This is a genomic window from Amycolatopsis sp. PSD-21 (assembly GCF_055561455.1).
The window spans coordinates 7,472,651-7,490,631 of sequence record NZ_CM145712.1; the positions used below are offsets into that span (position 1 = coordinate 7,472,651).

Here is a 17,981-nt window from a genome sequence, read left to right on the forward strand (position 1 = left end):
CTACGTAGTGATGCTTCCCATATTGGTCCAGACCACGTACCGTCTCCCGCAACAAAGCGTTCCGCATGGAGGTGGTCGATGAAGACGCATCCCCGCCTGCCCGGCTCCGGCCGCGGCAACGCGATGTCGCCGATTTCCCTTTGACGAAATCATCTCCAAGATCATTTCCCTGCACCGGGTTGTAAGGAGTGAAATGTCGAGAAAAAGATGGCATCTGGTCGGCCTGTTCACGGCCGTGGCGGCGCTGGCGGTCGGTCTGGTGACCGTGCCGGCGAACGCGGCGGGCGGGGTCGGAGCCACCCTGACCAAGGGGTCGGACTGGGGCTCCGGCTGGGAAGGCAAGTACACGATCACGAACAACTCGGGATCGAGCCTGTCCACCTGGACGGTCGAGTTCGATCTCGCGGCGGGACACTCGATCGCTTCGCTGTGGGACGGCAGCTACACCGTCTCCGGCCAGCACGTGACCGTCAAGAACACCTGGAACGGCAACCTTTCCAACGGCGGTTCCACCAGCTTCGGCTTCAACGTCAAGTACTCCGGCGCCTACACCGCGCCCGCCAACTGCAAGATCAACGGCGGCTCCTGCGATCCGGGCGGCGGTAACCCGACCACGACGCCGACCACCCCGACCACCACGACGTCCAATCCCCCGACGTCGACCAGCACGAGCAACCCGCCGACCACCACGACTTCGAACCCGAACCCGGGCGCGAAGAAGAACCTCGGCTACTTCGTGCAGTGGGGCGTCTACGGCCGCAACTACCACGTGAAGAACATCCACACTTCCGGTTCCGCGGCGAAGCTGACGCATATCAACTACGCGTTCGGCAACGTCACCAACGGTTCCTGCACCGCGAACGACGACACCTACGCCGACTACGACAAGTTCTACGACGCGGCGTCCAGTGTGGACGGTGTCGCGGACTCGTGGGACGCCGGTTCGCTGCGCGGTAACTTCAACCAGCTGCGCAAGCTGAAGAAGATGTACCCCGGCCTGAAGGTGCTGTGGTCGTTCGGCGGCTGGACCTGGTCCGGCGGCTTCGGTCAGGCTTCGAAGAACCCGGCCGCGTTCGCGGAATCCTGCTACAAGCTGATCAAGGACCCGCGCTGGGCCGACGTCTTCGACGGTATCGACATCGACTGGGAGTACCCGAACGCCTGCGGTCTCACCTGTGACACCAGCGGTCCCGCCGCGATCAAGAACGTGGCACAGGCGCTGCGCACCAAGTTCGGCTCCTCGTTCCTGGTCACCGCCGCGATCACCGCGGACGCCAGCAGCGGCGGCAAGATCGACGCCGCCGACTACGGCCCCGCGTCGGCGTACTTCGACTGGTACAACGTCATGACGTACGACTTCTTCGGCGCCTGGGCGGCGCAGGGACCGACGGCCCCGCACTCGCCGCTGACGTCGTACCCCGGCATCCCGCAGCAGGGCTTCAACTCCGACGAGGCCATCCAGAAGCTCAAGGCCAAGGGTGTCCCGGCGAGCAAACTGTTGCTGGGTATCGGTTTCTACGGCCGAGGCTGGACCGGCGTCACCCAGGACGCCCCGGGCGGCACCGCGACCGGCGCGGCACCGGGCACCTACGAGGCGGGTATCGAGGACTACAAGATCCTCAAGAACAGCTGCCCGTCGACCGGCACGATCGCGGGCACCGCGTACGCGAAGTGCGGCAACAACTGGTGGAGCTACGACACTCCCGCGACCATCAACGGAAAGATGGGCTGGACCAAGAACCAGGGTCTCGGCGGCGCGTTCTTCTGGGAGCTCAGTGGTGACACGTCCAACGGCGAGCTCGTCACGGCCATGCGCAACGGCCTGAACTGAGGAGTCTGACAGTGGGCAAGCGGACTTGGATCCAGGCCATCGGCCTGTCCGCCGCTGCCGCAACGGCCGGCGCGGTCCTCGTGATCGCGCCGGCCTCCGCGGCCGGCGGCGTCGGCGCCGCCTTCAGCAAGGGTTCCGATTGGGGCTCCGGCTGGGAAGGCAAGTACACGATCAGCAACAACTCGGGATCGAGCCTTCCCACGTGGACGGTCGAATTCGACCTCCCCGCGGGGCACTCGATCGCTTCGCTGTGGGACGGCAGCTACTCAGTCTCCGGCCAGCACGTGACGGTGAAGAACACCTGGAACGGCAACCTGTCCAACGGCGGTTCCACCAGCTTCGGCTTCAACGTCAAATACTCCGGGGGCTACGTCGCCCCGGCGAACTGCAAGATCAACGGTGGTTCGTGCGATCCGGGCGGCGGCGGTCCGACCACGACGCCGACCACGCCCACCACCACCTCTCCGACGACGACCACGAGCAACCCGCCGCTGCCCGGCGGCCGTGGCGCACCGTATCTCTACATGGGCTGGGGCAGCCCGCCGAACCCGCAGACGGTCATGAACGCGACCGGGATCAAATGGTTCACGATGGCGTTCATCCTTTCCTCCGGTGGCTGCAACCCCGCCTGGGACGGCAGCCGTCCGCTGCAGGGCGGCGTCGACGCGAACGCGATCGCGCAGATCAAGGCCGCGGGCGGGCAGATCGTGCCGTCCTTCGGCGGGTGGAGCGGCAACAAGCTCGGCCCGAACTGCTCGACGCCGGAAGCGCTCGCCGGGGCCTACCAGAAGGTGATCGACGCCTACGGTCTCAAGGCGATCGACATCGACATCGAGAACACCGACGAGTTCGAAAACGCGGTCGTGCAGGACCGCGTGCTGAACGCGCTGAAGATCGTGAAGGCGAACAACCCCGGTATCCAGACCATCCTCACCTTCGGCACGACGACCAGCGGCCCGAACTCCTGGGGCAACCGGCTCATCGACCAGTCGAAGGCACTGAACGCCGGGATCGACGTCTACACGATCATGCCGTTCGATTTCGGTGGTGGCGCGGACATGTACGGCAACACGATCCGGGCGGCGAACGGCTTGCGCGACAAGCTGAAGTCGACCTTCGGGTGGAACGACGCCACGGCGTACGGCCACCTCGGCATCAGCGGCATGAACGGTCTCTCGGACCAGCGCGAACTGACGAGTCTCGACACCTGGACGCGGATCACCGACTGGTCCAAGACCAACAAGATCGCAAGGCTGGCGTTCTGGTCGGCCAACCGCGACCGCGGCTGCCCGAACGGCGGGGTCGCCGAGAACTGCAGTGGTATCGCACAGAACGACTGGGACTTCACGCGGATCACCGCGGCTTTCTGACGTCCCCTTCGAACCGCGGGCCCGCACCGATGCTGCACGGTGCGGGCCCGCTCCTTTCGCCCGCGTTTCGTCCTCTGGATGCGGTCCTCGTCGGTTGTCGCGGCAGTGGCCGTGTCCCGTTGTGAGCGTGTCGCGTTGCGGCGGCGCTGTTCGGTGGTCAGCGGCATGGTGTGCTCTCCTGCATTGCGGTCTGCGGAAACGTGGCAGAGTTCTGGGCCAGTTGGCGGCCGATGATCGGTCTCTCTGCGTCGGCCGTCCACGAGGTCGTGATCATGGAATATCGTGCCGGTCGTGACCACGGATGACTGGTTGGCCGACACCCGAACCTCTTATGACACGGTCGCGGTCAGCTATGCCGCCCAAGTGCGCGGCGCCCTCGCCGGACACCAGTACCTGCGCGCGGCTCTGGCGTTGTTCGCCGACAGCGTGCGGATCGCTGGCGGCGGGCCGGTCGCGGACGTGGGCTGCGGCCCCGGTGAAGTCACCGCCCACCTGCATGAGCTCGGTGTCGACGCCTTCGGTGTCGACCTCTCCCCTGGGATGATCGACGTGGCCCGGCGCGACCACCCCGGCCTGCGGTTCGAGGTGGGCTCGATGACGGACCTGGACCTCCCCGTCGCTTCGGTGGCCGGCCTGCTCGCCTGGCAGTCGTTGATCCACATCCCTGACGACGATGTGCCGACTGTGTTCGGGCACTTCCACCGAGCATTGCGTCTCGGCGGACCGCTGCAGCTCCTGTTTCACGTCGGCGACGAGTCGCGGTTGAAGACGGAGGGCTATGGCGGTCACCCGATGAAGGTCCATGTCCACCGCCGTCAGCCTGACCAGGTGGCATCCTGGCTGCGCGATGCCGGATTCGTGGTCGAGGCTCAGATGCTGCTCGACCCGGATGCGAAAGCTCAGCAAGCGATTCTTTTCGCACGCAGTAAGTCCTGACTTCTGCATATGTCGGGCTCGCCAGTCGGAACCGGAGGACATGCGGGTGTCCTCCCAGCGGTGCTGGTGGCCTCGTCGATGCTGTCGAGCACTCGTTGGACACGGTCGTGCTCGCGCCGAAGCCGGGTCTTCTCCCCCGTGGGGACTCGGGGGTTGCCGAGGAACGCGGAGTAGGTTCTCGATTCGCCGGTCGGTGTCCAGCACCGTCGGCTCGGCCGGTGCGCTGTCCCGCAGCGCGTTGTCGATGTGGGCGACACGGCTGCCGGGGCGCACGGACCGAGCCGGTCCCGAGGCCCGCAAGCCCTGAAATACGTGAAGGCCCCCTTCACTGCGTCTAGCGCAATGAAGGGGGCCTTCACGTACTTACAACCGCCGCATTCAGTCCTCTGAATGCGGTCAGGGCAGAGCGTTCAGGAACGGCTCGTGGGCGTTCTGGAACTCCCACCCGTAGTACCGGTCCCAGTTGATCGACCACGTCATCAGCCCGCGCAACGCCGGCGAAGCACCGCCACGCAGGGAATACGACCCGCAGCCGGAGTTCTTCACCAGGCAGTTCAGCGCCGAATGCACGGCCGCCGGAGCGGTGTGCCCGTTGCCCGCGCTCACCGCGGCGGGCAGGCCGAACGCGATCTGGTCCTCACGCAGCCCCGGGAACCGGAATCCGGTCGAGGACACCGTGAAACCCGCCTTGATCATGTCGGTCATCGCGATGTGGAAGTCCGCGCCGCCCATGAAGTGGTACTGGTTGTCCAGCCCCATCACCGGCCCGGAGTTGTAGTCCTGGACGTGCAGTACGGTCAGCGCGTCCCGCATCGCGTGGATCACCGGGAGGTACGAGCCCGTCCGGTTGTCGGCGCCGCCGAGGCCGCCGTAGTACTGGTATCCGGTCTGCACGAAGAACGTCTCCGGCGCCATCGTCAGCACGAATCCCGCACCATAGCGGGCTTTCAACGTCTTCAGCGCCGAAATGAGATTGACGATCACCGGCGTCGTCGGATTGCGGAAGTCGTTGTCGCCCGGGTTGAGGTACAGCGAGTGCCCCTCGAAGTCGATATCGAGCCCGTTCAACCCGTACCGGTCGATGATCGCGGACACCGAGCTGACGAACGCGTCCCGCGCCGCGGTCGTGGTCAGCTGCACCTGGCCGTTCTGGCCGCCGATGGAGATCAGCACCTTCTTGCCCTGCGCCTGCTTCGCGCGGATCGCGGCGATGAAGTCCGCGTCGCTTTCCACCGTCGGGCATTCCGCGACCGGGCACCGCGTGAAGCGGATGTCGCCGGAGGTCACCGAGGTCGGTTCACCGAAGGCCAGGTTGACGATGTCCCACGCCGCCGGGACGTCGGCCATCCGCGTGTAGCCGGAACCGTTGGCGAAACTCGCGTGCAGGTAGCCGATCAGCGCGTGCTTCGGCAGGCCGGAGTCGACGCAGCCCGAGGTCGTGGCGCCCGCCTCCGAGGTCTTGGGCGATTCGCCCGCGCTGTTGTACGCGGCCACCGAATAGCTGTGCGACGAACAGGCGGTCAGCCCCGAGATCGTCGCCGAGGTCCCGGTCACCGTCGCGACCACCTTGCCCGCCTCGTACACGCGGTAGCCGGTCACCGTCCCCGCCGAGGCGCCCCACGAGAGCGCGATCGACGAGCTCGTCACCGTGCCCACGGCCGGATTCCCCGGTGCGGGCGGCGCGCCGGGGGTGCCACCGCCGGGTCCGTCGAGGCTGATGTCGTCCGCGTAGTAGGTGCCCGACCCGTACCAGCCGTGGACGTACACCTCCGCCGTCGTCTGCGTGGCCGACGTCGTGAACGAAAGCGACAACTGCGTGTACGAGGTCGCCGCAGTCCAGGTCGAGGGCCCGCCCGTGACGCCGAGGTACACGGGGTTCCCGTTCACCCAGGCGGAGACCGCGTAGGTCGTGTTCGGCTGGACGGATACCGTCTGTGCGCATTTCCCGATCGTCGAGCCGGGCGTGACCGAAACGGCGTAACCGCCCGAACGGACCGGCGTGGTCACGGTCGCGCCCGCCGCGCAGGTCCAGCCGGACGTCGAACCCGCCTCGAACCCGGGATTGAGGAGCAGGTTGGCCGCGCTCGCGGTGCCGCCGCCGGTGACCAGGCCGGTGAAGACGAGCACCAAAACGGCCAGAAATGCCAAGGATCTGGAACGCCTCATCGCGATTCCTCCGTGAAAGGGCGGCCTGCCGCCGCACTGGGCTAATTGTCTAGACCAATCCGGAGAAAGTCCATACCCCCGGCGGCACCAGGGTCCAAAGACCCGACTACTCCGGGCTGCTGGACCGGTGTGACGCGGGGGCGCGCTCCGTAACGTCGGAAGGGCCAAACAGGGCTGGGGGCTTCCGGGAGGTGGGGACGATGGGACCGAGAACGGCAGAATCGGCGTGACCGCCGTGTCAGAAGCCGTGCGCCCGACATATCAGCCCCGCCCGGGAGAACCGGACGGCGAGCTGATCCGTGCGGCGATCAGCGGCGACCGGCGGGCCGTCGGCAGGCTGCTGGCGCTCCTGCGGCCGATCGTGTTCCGCTACTGCGCGGGCAGGCTGGGCGGGACGATACGCGGCGTCTCCAACGCCGAAGACTGCGCCCAGGAAGTCCTGATGGCCGTCCTCGTCGCCCTGCCGCGCTACAGTTACCAGGACAACAGCTTCCTGCCGTACGTCTTCGGGATCGCTTCGCACAAGGTCGCCGACGTCCGCCGCAACTTGGCCCGCGACCCGTCCGCGCCGGTGCCCGATCCCGAGCCCGAACAGGACGGACCGTGGAATCCGACGTTCGAGGAGGTCGAGAAGGCCGATCGCCGCCGCCGGTTGTCGCGGCTGTTCGAGGTCCTTTCGGCGAAACAACGCGACGTGCTGGTGTTGCGCGTGATCCACGGGTACAGCGCCGAAGAGACGGCCGGCGCGCTGGGTATGGCGAGCGCGGGCGCGGTCCGCGTCACCCAGCACCGGGCCCTCAACGAACTGCGCCGGGTACTGCGCGAGAACCCCGATTTCGCCGGCGGGTTCACGTTCTTCTAGGAAGTGGGCTTACGGCGTTGCGTGGCGTAGACGGCGGCGGCCGTGCGGCGTTCGAAACCGAGCTTGTGCAGCAGGGACGACACGTAGTTCTTGACCGTCTTCTCCGCCAGGTACAGCTTTTCCGCGATCTGGCGGTTGGTCAGCCCGTCGGCGATGTGATCGAGCACCCGCCGCTCCTGCGGGCTCAGCTGTTCGTACCGCGGGTCCGGGAGGTCGCTCTCCCCGCGCAGCCGGTTCATCACCGAGGCCGTCAGCGTGCTGTCGAGGAGCGATCCGCCCGCGGCGACCGTGCGGACCGCCTTGACGAGCGCGGCACCGGAAACCTGCTTGAGCATGTACCCGGCCGCGCCGGCCATGATCGCGCCGAACAACGCGTCGTCGTCCGAATAGGACGTCAGCATCAGGCAGGCGGGCGGCGGGTCGATCGATGCCCGGATCTCCCGGCAGACACTGACCCCCTCGCCGTCCGGGAGCCGGACGTCGAGCACCGCGACCTGCGGTTTGACCGCAGGGATCCGCACGTACGCCTCGGCGGCCGTGGACGCTTCGCCGACCACGGTGAGATCGTCTTCGGCCTCGAAGACCGTCTTCAATCCGGTACGGACGAGTTCGTGATCGTCCAGCAGGAACACCGAAATCGTCATCGCACACTCCCCTGTCGGGCCGGCAGCTCCACCGACCAGTCGAGCTTCGTCCCGCCTTCCGGCGCCGCTTCGACGGCGAACGAGCCGTTCCAGCGGGCCGCGCGTTCGGCCAGGTTCGCCACACCGCTGCGGTGGCCGGGTTCGGCGGGCATGCCGACGCCGTCGTCCACCACCGAGAGTTTCAGCCACCGGCCGTCGCGGTCGACGGAGACGTCGACCGCGACCGCCGTCGCTTCGGCGTGTCTGACCACATTGGACAGTGCTTCGCGCAGGGTCGCGATGAGGTCGGAGCGGACCGTGTCCGGCACCGCCGAGTCGAGCGGCCCGTCGAAGCCGACCCGGGGTTCGGACGCGCAGCCCGCGTCCAGCGCGACGCGCAGCAGCTCCGATCTGAGGCTGCCCTGCGCCTCCGCCGGCTCCTGCAGCGAGAAGATGCTGTTGCGGATCTCGCGGATCGTGCGGTCGATCTCGTGCGCGAAGCCGGTCACGCGGTCGGCGACGGCGGGTTCGCCCGCGAGCCTGCCGAGCCCCTCCAGGCCGAGCCCGATCGCGAACAGCCGCTGGATCACCAGGTCGTGCAGGTCGCGGGCGATCCGGTCGCGGTCTTCGAAGACGGCGAGCCGCTGCCTGTCCTGCTGCGCGCGGGCGAACTCGACCGCGAGCGCGGCGTGCGCGGCGAAGGTCTCGGCGAGCTGGACGTCGTAGGCGGAGAACGGGGTCTTGTCGCGGAACTTCGCCACCAGCAGGACGCCGAGCTTCTCCTCGCCGACGATCAACGGGACGGCGACCGTGGAATCGAGATCCTTGATCATCGCGGGCATCGTGACGCCGCGGCCACCCTGGTGCTCGATCACCTTGTCGCCGTACTCCCGGACCACGACGGGTTTGCCGCTCGTGTACGCCAGCCCGGTCGCGGTGCCCTCGGTCGGCACGGTGACCCCGGCGATCCGGTCGGCGTCCGGCCCCGGCGGCTCGACGATCTCGAAGACCAGCATGCCGTCACCGCGCGGACGGGCGACCGCGCCCGCCGAACCGCCGGCGACGACGCGGGCGCGTTCGGCGATGAGGCGGAGGGTCGCGGTCAGATCCTGGTCGGCCAGGAGCGCGCCGGTGACGTGGTAGGAGGCTTCGAGCCAGCGCTCGCGCCGCTGCACCTGGTCGAACAGGGCGGCGTTCTCGATCACCACACCGGCCGCCGCGGTGAGCGCGACGAGCAGGTCGTCCTCGGTTTCGGTGAAGTCCTCGCCGTCCGGTTTACGGGCGAGGTACAGCAGCCCGAAGATGCGGCCGCGCATGCGGATCGGCACCACCCGGGCCTCGTCCTCGGACGGCGGCCGCTCCCAGGCGTCGCCGAAGCGGATGAACTCGTCCGAATCGAGCACGCTCAGCGCGCCGAATGGCGCACCGGTCAGCTCGCAGGCCGATTCGACCAGGCGCCGCAGGACGTCGGAGAGGCTGAGATCGTGGGCGATCCCGGCCACGGCGTCCAGAATCCTGGGCGCTTTGGCGTCGCTCGCCGCACTCACCCGCCGCACTGGCGTCACCGTCCCGGAGTAACTCCCCGGGCAGTGGGGTCAGGAATGACAGACGCGCCCGGATCGCTCATCTGGTGCGTCGATCACGGACAGTGCTTCGTTACCGCGAGCGCCGAGGATCCTCCGTCCGGTCACCGACTCGATCGGGATCCGGAGGTAGCGGGAGTCGGCCTGACCAGTCCAGCAGCCCAGCGGCAGCGTCTCGAGCTCGGCGATCACGATCGGATCACGCACCTCGGAGGCGCGGCCGACGACGGTGACGAACCAGCCCGTCCCCAGGTCCTTGGCGAACTCGTCGACGGCGAACGCCACCACGCTGTCGAGTATCCCGGCGAACAACGCGCTCTGCGCCGGGGTCCGCACCACGATGGCGCCGTGGTGGAGCGCGAACCGCGCGGGCTGGATCGCCGGCATGGCGCGCGAAGTGAACACCACCCGGCCGAGCCCGGCGCCCGCGAGCAGCGCCAGGCACTGCTCGCGGCCGAGCGTCTCGAGACCCAAGGAGTCGGACATCGGCATCCCCGCGTTCTCGTCGTGTGGTTCGTAGAGATCCACGGTCCCCGGCTTATCGACTCGCCGGTAGGGCCGATGGACCCGGCCCGTGCGGGGGAGGCGGCGGTCGTGAGTGGCGATTCGGGTTAGAACCCGAATCGCCACTCACGACCACCTGGACCGAACACCCACCTACGCCTTCGGGCTCAGCAGCACCACGGGGATCTCCCGGTCGGTCTTGGTCTGGTACTGCGCGTAGTTCTTGTAGTCCGCGGTGATCTTGGGCCACAGGCGGGCGCGCTGCTCGGCGTCGGCCACGGTCGCGACCATCGGCTTCGCGCTCTCGCCCTTCAGGGTGACCTGGACGTCGGGGTTGTCGCGGAGGTTGAGAAACCACGCCGGGTGCTGGTCGTCGCCGCCGCGGGAGGCGACGATGACGTACGCGTCGCCCTCGCGCAGCGGCGAAGTCAGCAGGACGGTGCGCGGCTGGCCGGATTTGCGGCCGATGGTGGTCAGTTCCAGGACGGTCATCCCGGCGACCTGCCAGCCGGCGCGGCCGCCGCTGACCTTCTGGATGACGCGGTGGACGGCGTTCATGGTCTTCAAGGCGAAATCGGAGGGCATGCGGAGAAGGCTACTCCGCTTTCGTCGCGACTTCGATTCCGTCCAGGATGACCCTCAGCGAGAACTCGAAGGCCTCCCTCGCCTCCTGCTCCAGATAGGACACTGTCTCGTCCTCCATCCGGAACGCGTGCTCGCTCTCCATCCAGGTCAGCGTCGGGAAACGCTCGGCGAAGTCCGGCGAGACCTCCTTCAGATGCGCGGAGCGCGCGTACCACCACTCGTCGTCGGACTGCCCCGTCGCCTTCTCCGCCAGCCGCGCCTCCGAGGCCGTCCTGGCCGGCTCGCGCACACACGAGTACAGGGCGCTGACCAGCCGCCGCAGCGCCGTCGGGCGCAATCCGGTCCGGCGCAGGATCTTCACCAGCGCCTCGAGGACGACGTACTCGTTCGGTCCGAGCACCGGCCGCGCCTGCGAGACCTGCAGGACCCAGGGGTGCCGGAGATAGAAGTCCCAGAGATCCTCGGCCCAGCGCGCGGCGTCGGCCCGCCAGCCGTCGCCGTCGTAGGCGGCCGGAAGCTCGGCGAGCGCCGTGTCGTACATGAGGTCGACCAGTTCGCTCTTGCTCGGGACGTAGGTGTAGAGCGCCATGGCCGTCCGGCCGAGCCGGTCGCCGACGGCCCGCATCGAAAGCCCCGTCATGCCTTCGGCGTCCGCGATGGCGATGGCGGTTTCGACGATCAGCTCCACCGAAAGCCCCGGTTTGGGGCCGGGCCGCTCGGCGTCCGGCGACTCGGTCCGCCACAGCAGTGCCATCGACCGCCGGGGGTCCCCCTGCGCCGCGTAGACGACCACTTGCCAACTCCTTACAGCATAAACTAACCTCTGCTACCCTCACTTTACAGGCTAAAGAGTTCCAACCAGGGGAGAGCCATGCCTTCGGCCGCCGACAGCCACGACATGATCCAGGTGCGCGGAGCCAGAGAGAACAACCTCGCCGACGTCTCGGTCGACATCCCCAAACGCCGCCTCACCGTCTTCACCGGTGTTTCGGGCTCGGGGAAGTCGTCCTTGGTGTTCGGCACCATCGCCGCGGAGTCGCAGCGGCTGATCAACGAGACCTACACCGCGTTCATCCAGTCCTTCATGGCCCCGGTCGGACGGCCGGACGTGGACGCGCTGCGGAACCTGAGCGCCGCGATCGTCGTCGACCAGGAGCGGATGGGCGCCAATTCCCGGTCCACGGTCGGCACCGCGACCGACGCGCACACGATGCTGCGGATCGTCTTCAGCAGGCTGGGAACACCGCACGTGGGGACGTCGGGCGCGTTCAGCTTCAACCTGCCCGAGGGGATGTGCCCCGAATGCGAGGGGCTGGGCAAGGTCTCCAGCATCGACGTCGACCAGCTAGTCGACAAAGAGCTTTCACTCGACGAAGGGGCGATCACCGTCCCGAACTTCACGCCCGGCAGCTGGTACTGGAAGGGGCTGGCGGAATCCGGTTTCGTCGATCCCGCGGTCAAGCTGAAGGACTACACCCCGCAGCAGTGGGAAGACTTCATGCACAAACCCGCCACCAAGATGAAGCTCGGCGGGATGAACACCACCTACGAAGGCCTTCTCGTGAAGGTGCAGCGGCTGTTCCTGTCGAAGGACAAGGAAGCGACGCAGCCGCACATCCGGGCCTTCGTGGACCGGGCGATCACCTTCCGGCAGTGCCCGTCGTGTGAAGGCGCGCGGCTCAACCAGGCGGCGCTGTCCTCGAAGATCGAGGGACTGAACATCGCCGACTGCTCGTCGATGCAGATCAGCGACCTGGCCGACTTCCTCCGCAAGATCGACGATCCGTCGGTCGGGCCGCTGATGCAGACCCTGCGCGAAACCCTCGACTCGCTCGTGGAGATCGGCCTCGGCTACCTGAGCCTCGACCGTGAGTCCGGCACGCTGTCCGGCGGCGAGGCGCAGCGCGTGAAGATGGTGCGGCACCTGGGTTCCAGCCTCACCGACGTCACCTACGTCTTCGACGAGCCGACCGTCGGGCTGCACCCGCACGACATCCAGCGGATGAACGGTCTCCTGCTTCTCTTGAAGGACAAGGGGAACACCGTGCTCGTCGTCGAGCACAAACCGGAGACGATCGAGATCGCCGACCACGTCGTCGACCTCGGCCCCGGCGCCGGGCCGAACGGCGGGCGGATCTGCTACACCGGCGACGTCGCCGGACTGCGCGCGTCCGGCACGCTGACCGGGCGGCACCTCGACCACCGGGCGCGGTTGCGCACCGACGTCCGCGTGGCCACCGGGCAGATCCCGATCCGGAACGCGACCCGGCACAACCTGCGCGGGGTGGACGTCGACATCCCGCTGGGCGTGCTGACCGTGGTCACCGGCGTCGCCGGCTCCGGCAAGAGCTCGCTCATCCACGGTTCACTGTCCACAAGGGACGACGTGGTGGTGCTCGACCAATCGGCCATCCGCGGTTCTCGGCGCAGCAACCCGGCGACCTACACCGGCCTGCTCGACCCGATCCGCACCGCCTTCGCCAAGGCCAACGGCGTCAAGGCGGCCCTGTTCAGCGCGAACTCCGAAGGCGCTTGCCCGAAGTGCAAGGGCATCGGGCTGATCTACACCGACCTGGCGATGATGGCCGGTGTGGCGACCGTCTGCGAGGAATGCGAAGGCAAGCGGTTCACCGCCGAAGTGCTGACGTACAAGCTGCGGGGCAAGGACATCAGCGAGGTACTCGCGATGCCGGTCGCCGAGGCGCGCGAGTTCTTCCCGTCCGGGCAGGCACGGACGATCCTGGACCGGCTCGCCGACGTCGGCCTCGGCTACCTCGGGCTCGGGCAGCCGCTCACGACGCTGTCCGGCGGGGAACGGCAGCGGATCAAACTGGCCATCCGGATGGCGGAGAAGTCCGCGACCTACGTCCTCGACGAACCGACCACCGGCCTGCACCTCGCCGACGTCGACCAGCTGCTCGGCCTGCTGGACCGGCTCGTCGACGACGGGAACACGGTGGTGGTGATCGAACATCACCAGGCGGTGATGGCGCACGCGGACTGGATCGTGGATCTCGGGCCGGGCGCCGGCTCGGAAGGCGGCCAGGTGGTGTTCACGGGGACTCCGGCGGATCTGGTCGCCTCCGGTGACACGCTCACGGCACGGCACCTTCGCACTTACGTGGGCCAGTAGCGCGTGCTGTCGTAGGTGATCTGAGTGGCGTGTTGCGAAAGCCACTTTCGCAACGTTGAAGGTTGCGAAAGTGGCTTTCGCAACGCCGGAGGAGATGCTCACGACACCCGGGACCGGCGCCGAACCGCTTCACGAACGGCCACCGCACCGATAAGACCCAGTACCCCCAAAGCGACTCCCGACGTCACCATCTCCACCGGCGAGGCTGCCAGCGGCGAAACCCCCGCGACCGATTCCAGCCCCACCACCGCGGTCAGCACCGAATAGGCACCGATCGCCACCCACACCAGCCGCACGCGCCGCCGTTCCGTCCACTCCGCGAACCGCAGCAGCCAGGCCAGCCCCGGCACGATGAGGATCGCGTGCATCGCCACCGCGTGCAGCGGCTTCAGCGCGCCGGCGGTGGTGTACGCGGCCTGCGGGTTCCCGCCCCGCGCCTCGGCGACGCCGCTCGCGATCATCGCCGCGCCCGCGCCCAGCGCCACCAGCAGCGCGACGAGCCCGAACCGCACCGCGAGCCGCATGCTCGCCGACGTCTCCCCGTCGCCGCGCAGAGCCGCGGCCGTGAACGAGACCGCCGTCAGGATGATGACGCCGCCACCTGCGGCGAGCGTCGTCGAGACGGCGTTGTCGAAGCCGGTCTCGAAGTTGAAATGCGACGGCACCCCGCGCCAGGCCTGCAAGCTCACGAGCACCGTCTCGACGACACTCGCCCCGGTCAAGACGCCGAGCAGCACGTTCCGCACGCGCGGCCGCACCGCGACGTACGACGTCGCCCAGGCGACGGTGATCAGCGTCAGTCCGAAAGACAGGCCGAACGTGACCGCCTTCCGCATCGACACCGGCCCGGTCCACGAACCGCCGGACGCGATCAGCACGACCGCGTGCACGAGACCGCTGAGGAACAGGAGCGCCCCGGTCGCGCAGGCGACGCGTTCGATCGTCCGTGACTTCATGCCGAAGAGTGTCTTCCGCGGCTGGACGAAAAGCGTCGGCCGTGAAGCGACACCGCGCGTACGCCCGCCTACGTACCTGAGACGTCCTCAGCGAAGACGGCGGTAGAGACCAATGGGCTGTTACTCTGGCCGTCATCATGCCCCGCATCCTTGTCCGCGTCGCCGCGCTGATCGCCGTTCTCGCCCTCCTCTTCGGTGTGCCGTGGTGGACGATCGTCGGCTCCCCCGAACTCCCGGCCGCGCTCGAAGTCCTCGGCACGATCGTGTTCGCCGCCGCCGCCCTCGCCGTGCCCGCGTGCATGGTCCTCGGCCACGGCCCATGGCAGCGTGATCTCGCGGCGAAGGTCGGCGACCTCTCCCTCGGGCTGATCTGGCTGCTGTTCTCCTTGTCGGTACTCGGAAACGTGCTGCGGCTCGTTCTCGCGGTGTCCGGAGTGGACAGTGCGGCGGGAATCGTGTCCGGCGTCGTCTTGGTCGCCTTCGCGGCGCTGGCGGCGTACGGGATGTTCGAGGCGCGACGCGTGCCGAGGCTCAAGGAACTCGACGTCGTGCTCCCCCGCCTCGGCGCGGGGCTCGACGGTCTCCGCTTCGCGATCATCACCGACACCCACTTCGGCCCGCTGAACCGGACGGCGTGGTCGGAGAAGGTCGTCGAAGCGGTGAACGAGCTCGACGCCGACGTCGTGGCCCACGCCGGTGACCTCGCCGACGGTTCGGTCGCCAAACGCGCGCACCAGGTGGCGCCGCTCGGAAAGGTGCGGGCGAAGCTCGGCAAGTTCTACATCACCGGCAACCACGAGTACTTCGGCGAGGCGCAGGCCTGGCTCGACCACATGCGCGACCTCGGCTGGGAGACGCTGCACAACCGGCACCTGCCCGTCAGCCGCGGCGGGGACACGCTCGTCTTCGCCGGCATCGACGACCCGACCGGCGCCGCGTCCGGCCTGCCCGGCCACGGCCCCGACCTTCCCGCCGCGCTCGACGGCGTCCCCGCGAGCACCCCGGTCGTCCTGCTCGCCCACCAGCCGAAGCAGGTCAAGCAGGCCGCCGAGGCCAGCATCGATCTCCAGATCTCCGGGCACACCCACGGCGGCCAGATCTGGCCGTTCCATCTCCTGGTCCGGCTCGACCAGCCCGTCCTGGCCGGTCTTTCGCGCCACGGCGAGCGCACGCAGCTGTACACGAGCCGCGGCACCGGCTTCTGGGGGCCGCCGCTGCGCGTCTTCGCGCCGAGCGAGATCACCCTCCTGACCTTGCGAAACGGCAAGTAGCCACCCCGTCGCGACACCTCACGGTGACCCAGCGGCGCTACCGACAATTTTTTTTGTCTTGACAACCGAGACTTTCGGAGCGAGAGTTGTGCCAACGCACTCGCCGCCCCGAAAGGCCGAAACGATGACCATCACCGCCACCCGTACCCACGTCGCACTACCGGCTCGCGCCCTGCTCGCCTGCGGCGCCGTCTCGGGCCCGCTGTACTTTCTGACCACGCTCACCCAGGCCGCCGTCCGCGACGGCTTCGACGTGACGAAGCACCCGGCGAGCATGCTGAGCAACGGCGACGCGGGCTGGATCCAGGTGACGAACTTCCTGGTCACCGGCGTCCTGATGATCGCCGGAGCGATCGGGCTGAGCCGGACGCTCGAACCGGGAAGAGGCAGCACATGGGGGCCACGGCTGCTGGGAGTCTTCGGCGTCAGCCTGCTGTTCGCCGCGGTCTTCAAGGCCGATCCCGGCAACGACTTCCCGGTCGGCGCCGGCCAGGCCACGATCAGCACCGCGGGCGTCCTGCACATGGCCGCCGGCTCGATCGGTTTCCTGTCGCTGATCGCCGCGACCTTCGTGTTCGCGAGCCGCTTTTCCCGTGAGGGCCACCGCGGCTGGGCCGTCTACTCCCGCGCAACCGGCATCGCGTTCTTCGCCTCGTTCGCCGGGATCAGCTCCGGCAACGCGAACGCCGTCGTGATGCTCGCCTTCTGGGCCACCGTGATGCTGGCCTGGGGCTGGGTCACCGCCGTCATCCTCCGTTCCGCTCGCTAGACCATTCGAGGAGAATTCCCGCCATGAGCACCGTGACCTCGCAAGACGGCACCACCATCGCCTACACCCGCACCGGCTCCGGCCCCGCCGTCATCCTGGTCGACGGCGCGATGTGCCACCGCGAGTTCGGCCCGGCCAAGCCGCTGGCCGCCGAACTGGCCGCGCACTTCACCGTCTACACCTACGACCGCCGCGGCCGCGGCGAGAGCGGCGACACCGCGCCGTTCTCCGTCGCCCGCGAGGTCGAGGACATCGCCGCGCTGATCAGGGAAGCGGGCGGCACCGCCCACGTCTACGGGATCTCGTCCGGCGCCGCGCTCGCCCTCGAAGCCGCGAAAGCGGGGCTCCCGATCACGAAACTGGCCGTCTACGAGTTCCCGCTGGTCGTCGACGACACCCGCCCGCCGGTCCCGGCCGACTACGCCGAACGGCTGGAGAAGGCCATCGCCACCGGCAAGCCCGGCACCGCGATCAAGACCTTCATGCGGGAAGGCGTCCGCGTCCCGGCCCCGGTCGTCTTCATGATGCAGCTCATGCCCGCGTGGCCGAAGCTGAAGAAGGTCGCGCCGACCCTGCGCTACGACGCCGCCCTGTTCGACGGCCTGCACGACGGCACCCCGCTGCCCGAGGGCCGCTGGGCGGACGTCTCCGTGCCGACGCTGGTCATGGACGGCGGCAAGAGCCCCGCGTGGCTCCGCAACGGTGTCGCCGCGCTGGCGAAGGCGGTCCCCGGTGCCGAGCACCGCACGATCGAAGGCCAGACACATATGCTCAAGCCGAAGGCCGTTGCCCCGGTCCTGATCGAGTACTTCACCGACTGACGGAGCGATCACGATGATCGAACTGGTCGAAGGCGACATCACCGAACAGCGGGTCGACGTCGTGGTCAACGCCGCGAACTCGTCACTGCTCGGTGGCGGTGGGGTGGACGGCGCGATCCACCGGCGCGGCGGGCCGGAGATCCTCGCCGAATGCCGGGCCCTGCGCGCGGGGCACTACGGCAAGGGACTGAAGACCGGAGAGGCGGTCGCCACCACGGCGGGCCGCCTCCCGGCGCGCTGGGTGGTGCACACCGTCGGGCCGGTGTGGTCCGATTCCGAAGACCGGTCCGCGCTGCTGGCCTCCTGCCACCGCAACTCGCTGCACGTCGCCGCCGATCTCGGCGCGCACACCGTGGCGTTCCCCGCGATCTCGACCGGGATCTACCGGTGGCCGGTCGAATCCGCGGCGGAGATCGCCCTCGAAACCGTGATGGACACCCTCTCGGCCGGGTCTTGCTCCGTGGAACTGGTGCGGTTCGTGCTGTTCGGCAAGGCGGCGTACGACGTATTCCGCGAGCAGGCGGACGCGATGGGCCTGGGTGGGTCGTGAGTGGCGATTCGGGTTCTAACC

The 17,981-nt window shown here is 68.3% G+C and carries 16 protein-coding genes; 9 read left to right on the forward strand and 7 right to left on the reverse strand.

All coding sequences use genetic code 11. From position 1 onward, the window contains the following. Positions 1-193 precede the first annotated feature (193 nt). From ACZ1DY_RS35020 to ACZ1DY_RS35030, 3 genes are all read left to right on the forward strand, one after another. Entirely contained in the window at positions 194-1,831 is a 1,638-nt protein-coding gene (locus ACZ1DY_RS35020) for a glycosyl hydrolase family 18 protein (RefSeq protein ID WP_126732763.1), read from the forward strand. An 11-nt stretch (positions 1,832-1,842) separates the two neighbouring features. Next, positions 1,843-3,201: a cellulose binding domain-containing protein gene (locus ACZ1DY_RS35025; RefSeq protein ID WP_465482251.1), complete on the forward strand. Its 1,359-nt coding sequence runs from the start codon at positions 1,843-1,845 to the stop codon at positions 3,199-3,201. A 291-nt stretch (positions 3,202-3,492) separates the two neighbouring features. Next, positions 3,493-4,137, forward strand: coding sequence for a class I SAM-dependent DNA methyltransferase (locus tag ACZ1DY_RS35030; protein ID WP_465482252.1), 645 nt, complete (start codon positions 3,493-3,495; stop codon positions 4,135-4,137). Between the two features lie 396 nt (positions 4,138-4,533). On the opposite strand, the gene ACZ1DY_RS35035 is transcribed toward ACZ1DY_RS35030, so the two are convergent. Next, positions 4,534-6,303 carry a chitinase gene (locus ACZ1DY_RS35035; protein WP_465482253.1) on the reverse strand — a complete coding sequence of 590 codons (1,770 nt, stop codon included), beginning with the start codon at positions 6,301-6,303 and terminating at the stop codon, positions 4,534-4,536. Positions 6,304-6,529: 226 nt separating this feature from the next. Here ACZ1DY_RS35035 and ACZ1DY_RS35040 point away from each other — a divergent pair, with 226 nt between their 5' ends. Next, positions 6,530-7,165, forward strand: coding sequence for a sigma-70 family RNA polymerase sigma factor (locus ACZ1DY_RS35040; protein ID WP_257484680.1), 636 nt, complete (start codon positions 6,530-6,532; stop codon positions 7,163-7,165). On the opposite strand, the gene ACZ1DY_RS35045 is transcribed toward ACZ1DY_RS35040, so the two are convergent. The 5 genes from ACZ1DY_RS35045 to ACZ1DY_RS35065 all read right to left on the reverse strand — a co-directional run bounded on the left by ACZ1DY_RS35045 (position 7,162) and on the right by ACZ1DY_RS35065 (position 11,253). Beyond that, positions 7,162-7,809, reverse strand: coding sequence for a response regulator (locus ACZ1DY_RS35045; RefSeq protein ID WP_257484679.1), 648 nt, complete (start codon positions 7,807-7,809; stop codon positions 7,162-7,164). The genes ACZ1DY_RS35040 and ACZ1DY_RS35045 overlap by 4 nt on opposite strands. Beyond that, a complete protein-coding gene (locus tag ACZ1DY_RS35050) occupies positions 7,806-9,353 on the reverse strand; it encodes a sensor histidine kinase (protein ID WP_465482254.1) in 1,548 nt (515 codons plus the stop codon). Before ACZ1DY_RS35050 ends, ACZ1DY_RS35045 begins: the two co-directional genes overlap by 4 nt. 30 nt (positions 9,354-9,383) lie before the next feature. Continuing rightward, positions 9,384-9,899: a pyridoxamine 5'-phosphate oxidase family protein gene (locus ACZ1DY_RS35055; RefSeq protein WP_465482255.1), complete on the reverse strand. Its 516-nt coding sequence runs from the start codon at positions 9,897-9,899 to the stop codon at positions 9,384-9,386. 129 nt (positions 9,900-10,028) lie between these two features. Beyond that, positions 10,029-10,460, reverse strand: coding sequence for a nitroreductase family deazaflavin-dependent oxidoreductase (locus ACZ1DY_RS35060; RefSeq protein ID WP_257484677.1), 432 nt, complete (start codon positions 10,458-10,460; stop codon positions 10,029-10,031). Between the two features lie 10 nt (positions 10,461-10,470). Then, positions 10,471-11,253 (reverse strand): TetR/AcrR family transcriptional regulator C-terminal domain-containing protein, encoded by a 783-nt coding sequence (locus tag ACZ1DY_RS35065; protein WP_465482256.1) that lies wholly within the window; start codon positions 11,251-11,253, stop codon positions 10,471-10,473. Between the two features lie 78 nt (positions 11,254-11,331). On the opposite strand from ACZ1DY_RS35065, the gene ACZ1DY_RS35070 reads away from it, so the two are divergent. Next, positions 11,332-13,593, forward strand: coding sequence for an ATP-binding cassette domain-containing protein (locus ACZ1DY_RS35070; protein WP_465482257.1), 2,262 nt, complete (start codon positions 11,332-11,334; stop codon positions 13,591-13,593). 98 nt (positions 13,594-13,691) lie between these two features. Here ACZ1DY_RS35070 and ACZ1DY_RS35075 read toward each other — a convergent pair whose 3' ends face one another. Next, a complete protein-coding gene (locus ACZ1DY_RS35075) occupies positions 13,692-14,549 on the reverse strand; it encodes a hypothetical protein (protein ID WP_465482258.1) in 858 nt (285 codons plus the stop codon). A gap of 137 nt (positions 14,550-14,686) precedes the next feature. On the opposite strand from ACZ1DY_RS35075, the gene ACZ1DY_RS35080 reads away from it, so the two are divergent. From ACZ1DY_RS35080 to ACZ1DY_RS35095, 4 genes are all read left to right on the forward strand, one after another. Continuing rightward, entirely contained in the window at positions 14,687-15,820 is a 1,134-nt protein-coding gene (locus ACZ1DY_RS35080) for a metallophosphoesterase (protein WP_465482259.1), read from the forward strand. Positions 15,821-15,944: 124 nt separating this feature from the next. Further along, positions 15,945-16,589, forward strand: a complete 645-nt coding sequence (locus ACZ1DY_RS35085; protein ID WP_465482260.1) for a DUF998 domain-containing protein — start codon at positions 15,945-15,947, stop codon at positions 16,587-16,589. 23 nt (positions 16,590-16,612) lie between these two features. After that, positions 16,613-17,410, forward strand: a complete 798-nt coding sequence (locus ACZ1DY_RS35090; RefSeq protein WP_465482261.1) for an alpha/beta fold hydrolase — start codon at positions 16,613-16,615, stop codon at positions 17,408-17,410. Positions 17,411-17,423: 13 nt separating this feature from the next. After that, a complete protein-coding gene (locus tag ACZ1DY_RS35095) occupies positions 17,424-17,960 on the forward strand; it encodes an O-acetyl-ADP-ribose deacetylase (RefSeq protein WP_465482262.1) in 537 nt (178 codons plus the stop codon). Positions 17,961-17,981 lie beyond the last annotated feature (21 nt).

Bases quoted from the DNA above. Each gene is read 5' to 3' on its own strand.
- ACZ1DY_RS35060 (WP_257484677.1), bottom strand. From the start codon at position 10,460: ATGCCCTCCGATTTCGCCTTGAAGACCATGAACGCCGTCCACCGCGTC.
- ACZ1DY_RS35085 (WP_465482260.1), top strand. From the start codon at position 15,945: ATGACCATCACCGCCACCCGTACCCACGTCGCACTACCGGCTCGCGCC.
- ACZ1DY_RS35080 (WP_465482259.1), top strand. From the start codon at position 14,687: ATGCCCCGCATCCTTGTCCGCGTCGCCGCGCTGATCGCCGTTCTCGCC.
- ACZ1DY_RS35020 (WP_126732763.1), top strand. From the start codon at position 194: ATGTCGAGAAAAAGATGGCATCTGGTCGGCCTGTTCACGGCCGTGGCG.
- ACZ1DY_RS35035 (WP_465482253.1), bottom strand. From the start codon at position 6,303: ATGAGGCGTTCCAGATCCTTGGCATTTCTGGCCGTTTTGGTGCTCGTC.
- ACZ1DY_RS35070 (WP_465482257.1), top strand. From the start codon at position 11,332: ATGCCTTCGGCCGCCGACAGCCACGACATGATCCAGGTGCGCGGAGCC.
- ACZ1DY_RS35095 (WP_465482262.1), top strand. From the start codon at position 17,424: ATGATCGAACTGGTCGAAGGCGACATCACCGAACAGCGGGTCGACGTC.
- ACZ1DY_RS35075 (WP_465482258.1), bottom strand. From the start codon at position 14,549: ATGAAGTCACGGACGATCGAACGCGTCGCCTGCGCGACCGGGGCGCTC.
- ACZ1DY_RS35090 (WP_465482261.1), top strand. From the start codon at position 16,613: ATGAGCACCGTGACCTCGCAAGACGGCACCACCATCGCCTACACCCGC.
- ACZ1DY_RS35045 (WP_257484679.1), bottom strand. From the start codon at position 7,809: ATGACGATTTCGGTGTTCCTGCTGGACGATCACGAACTCGTCCGTACC.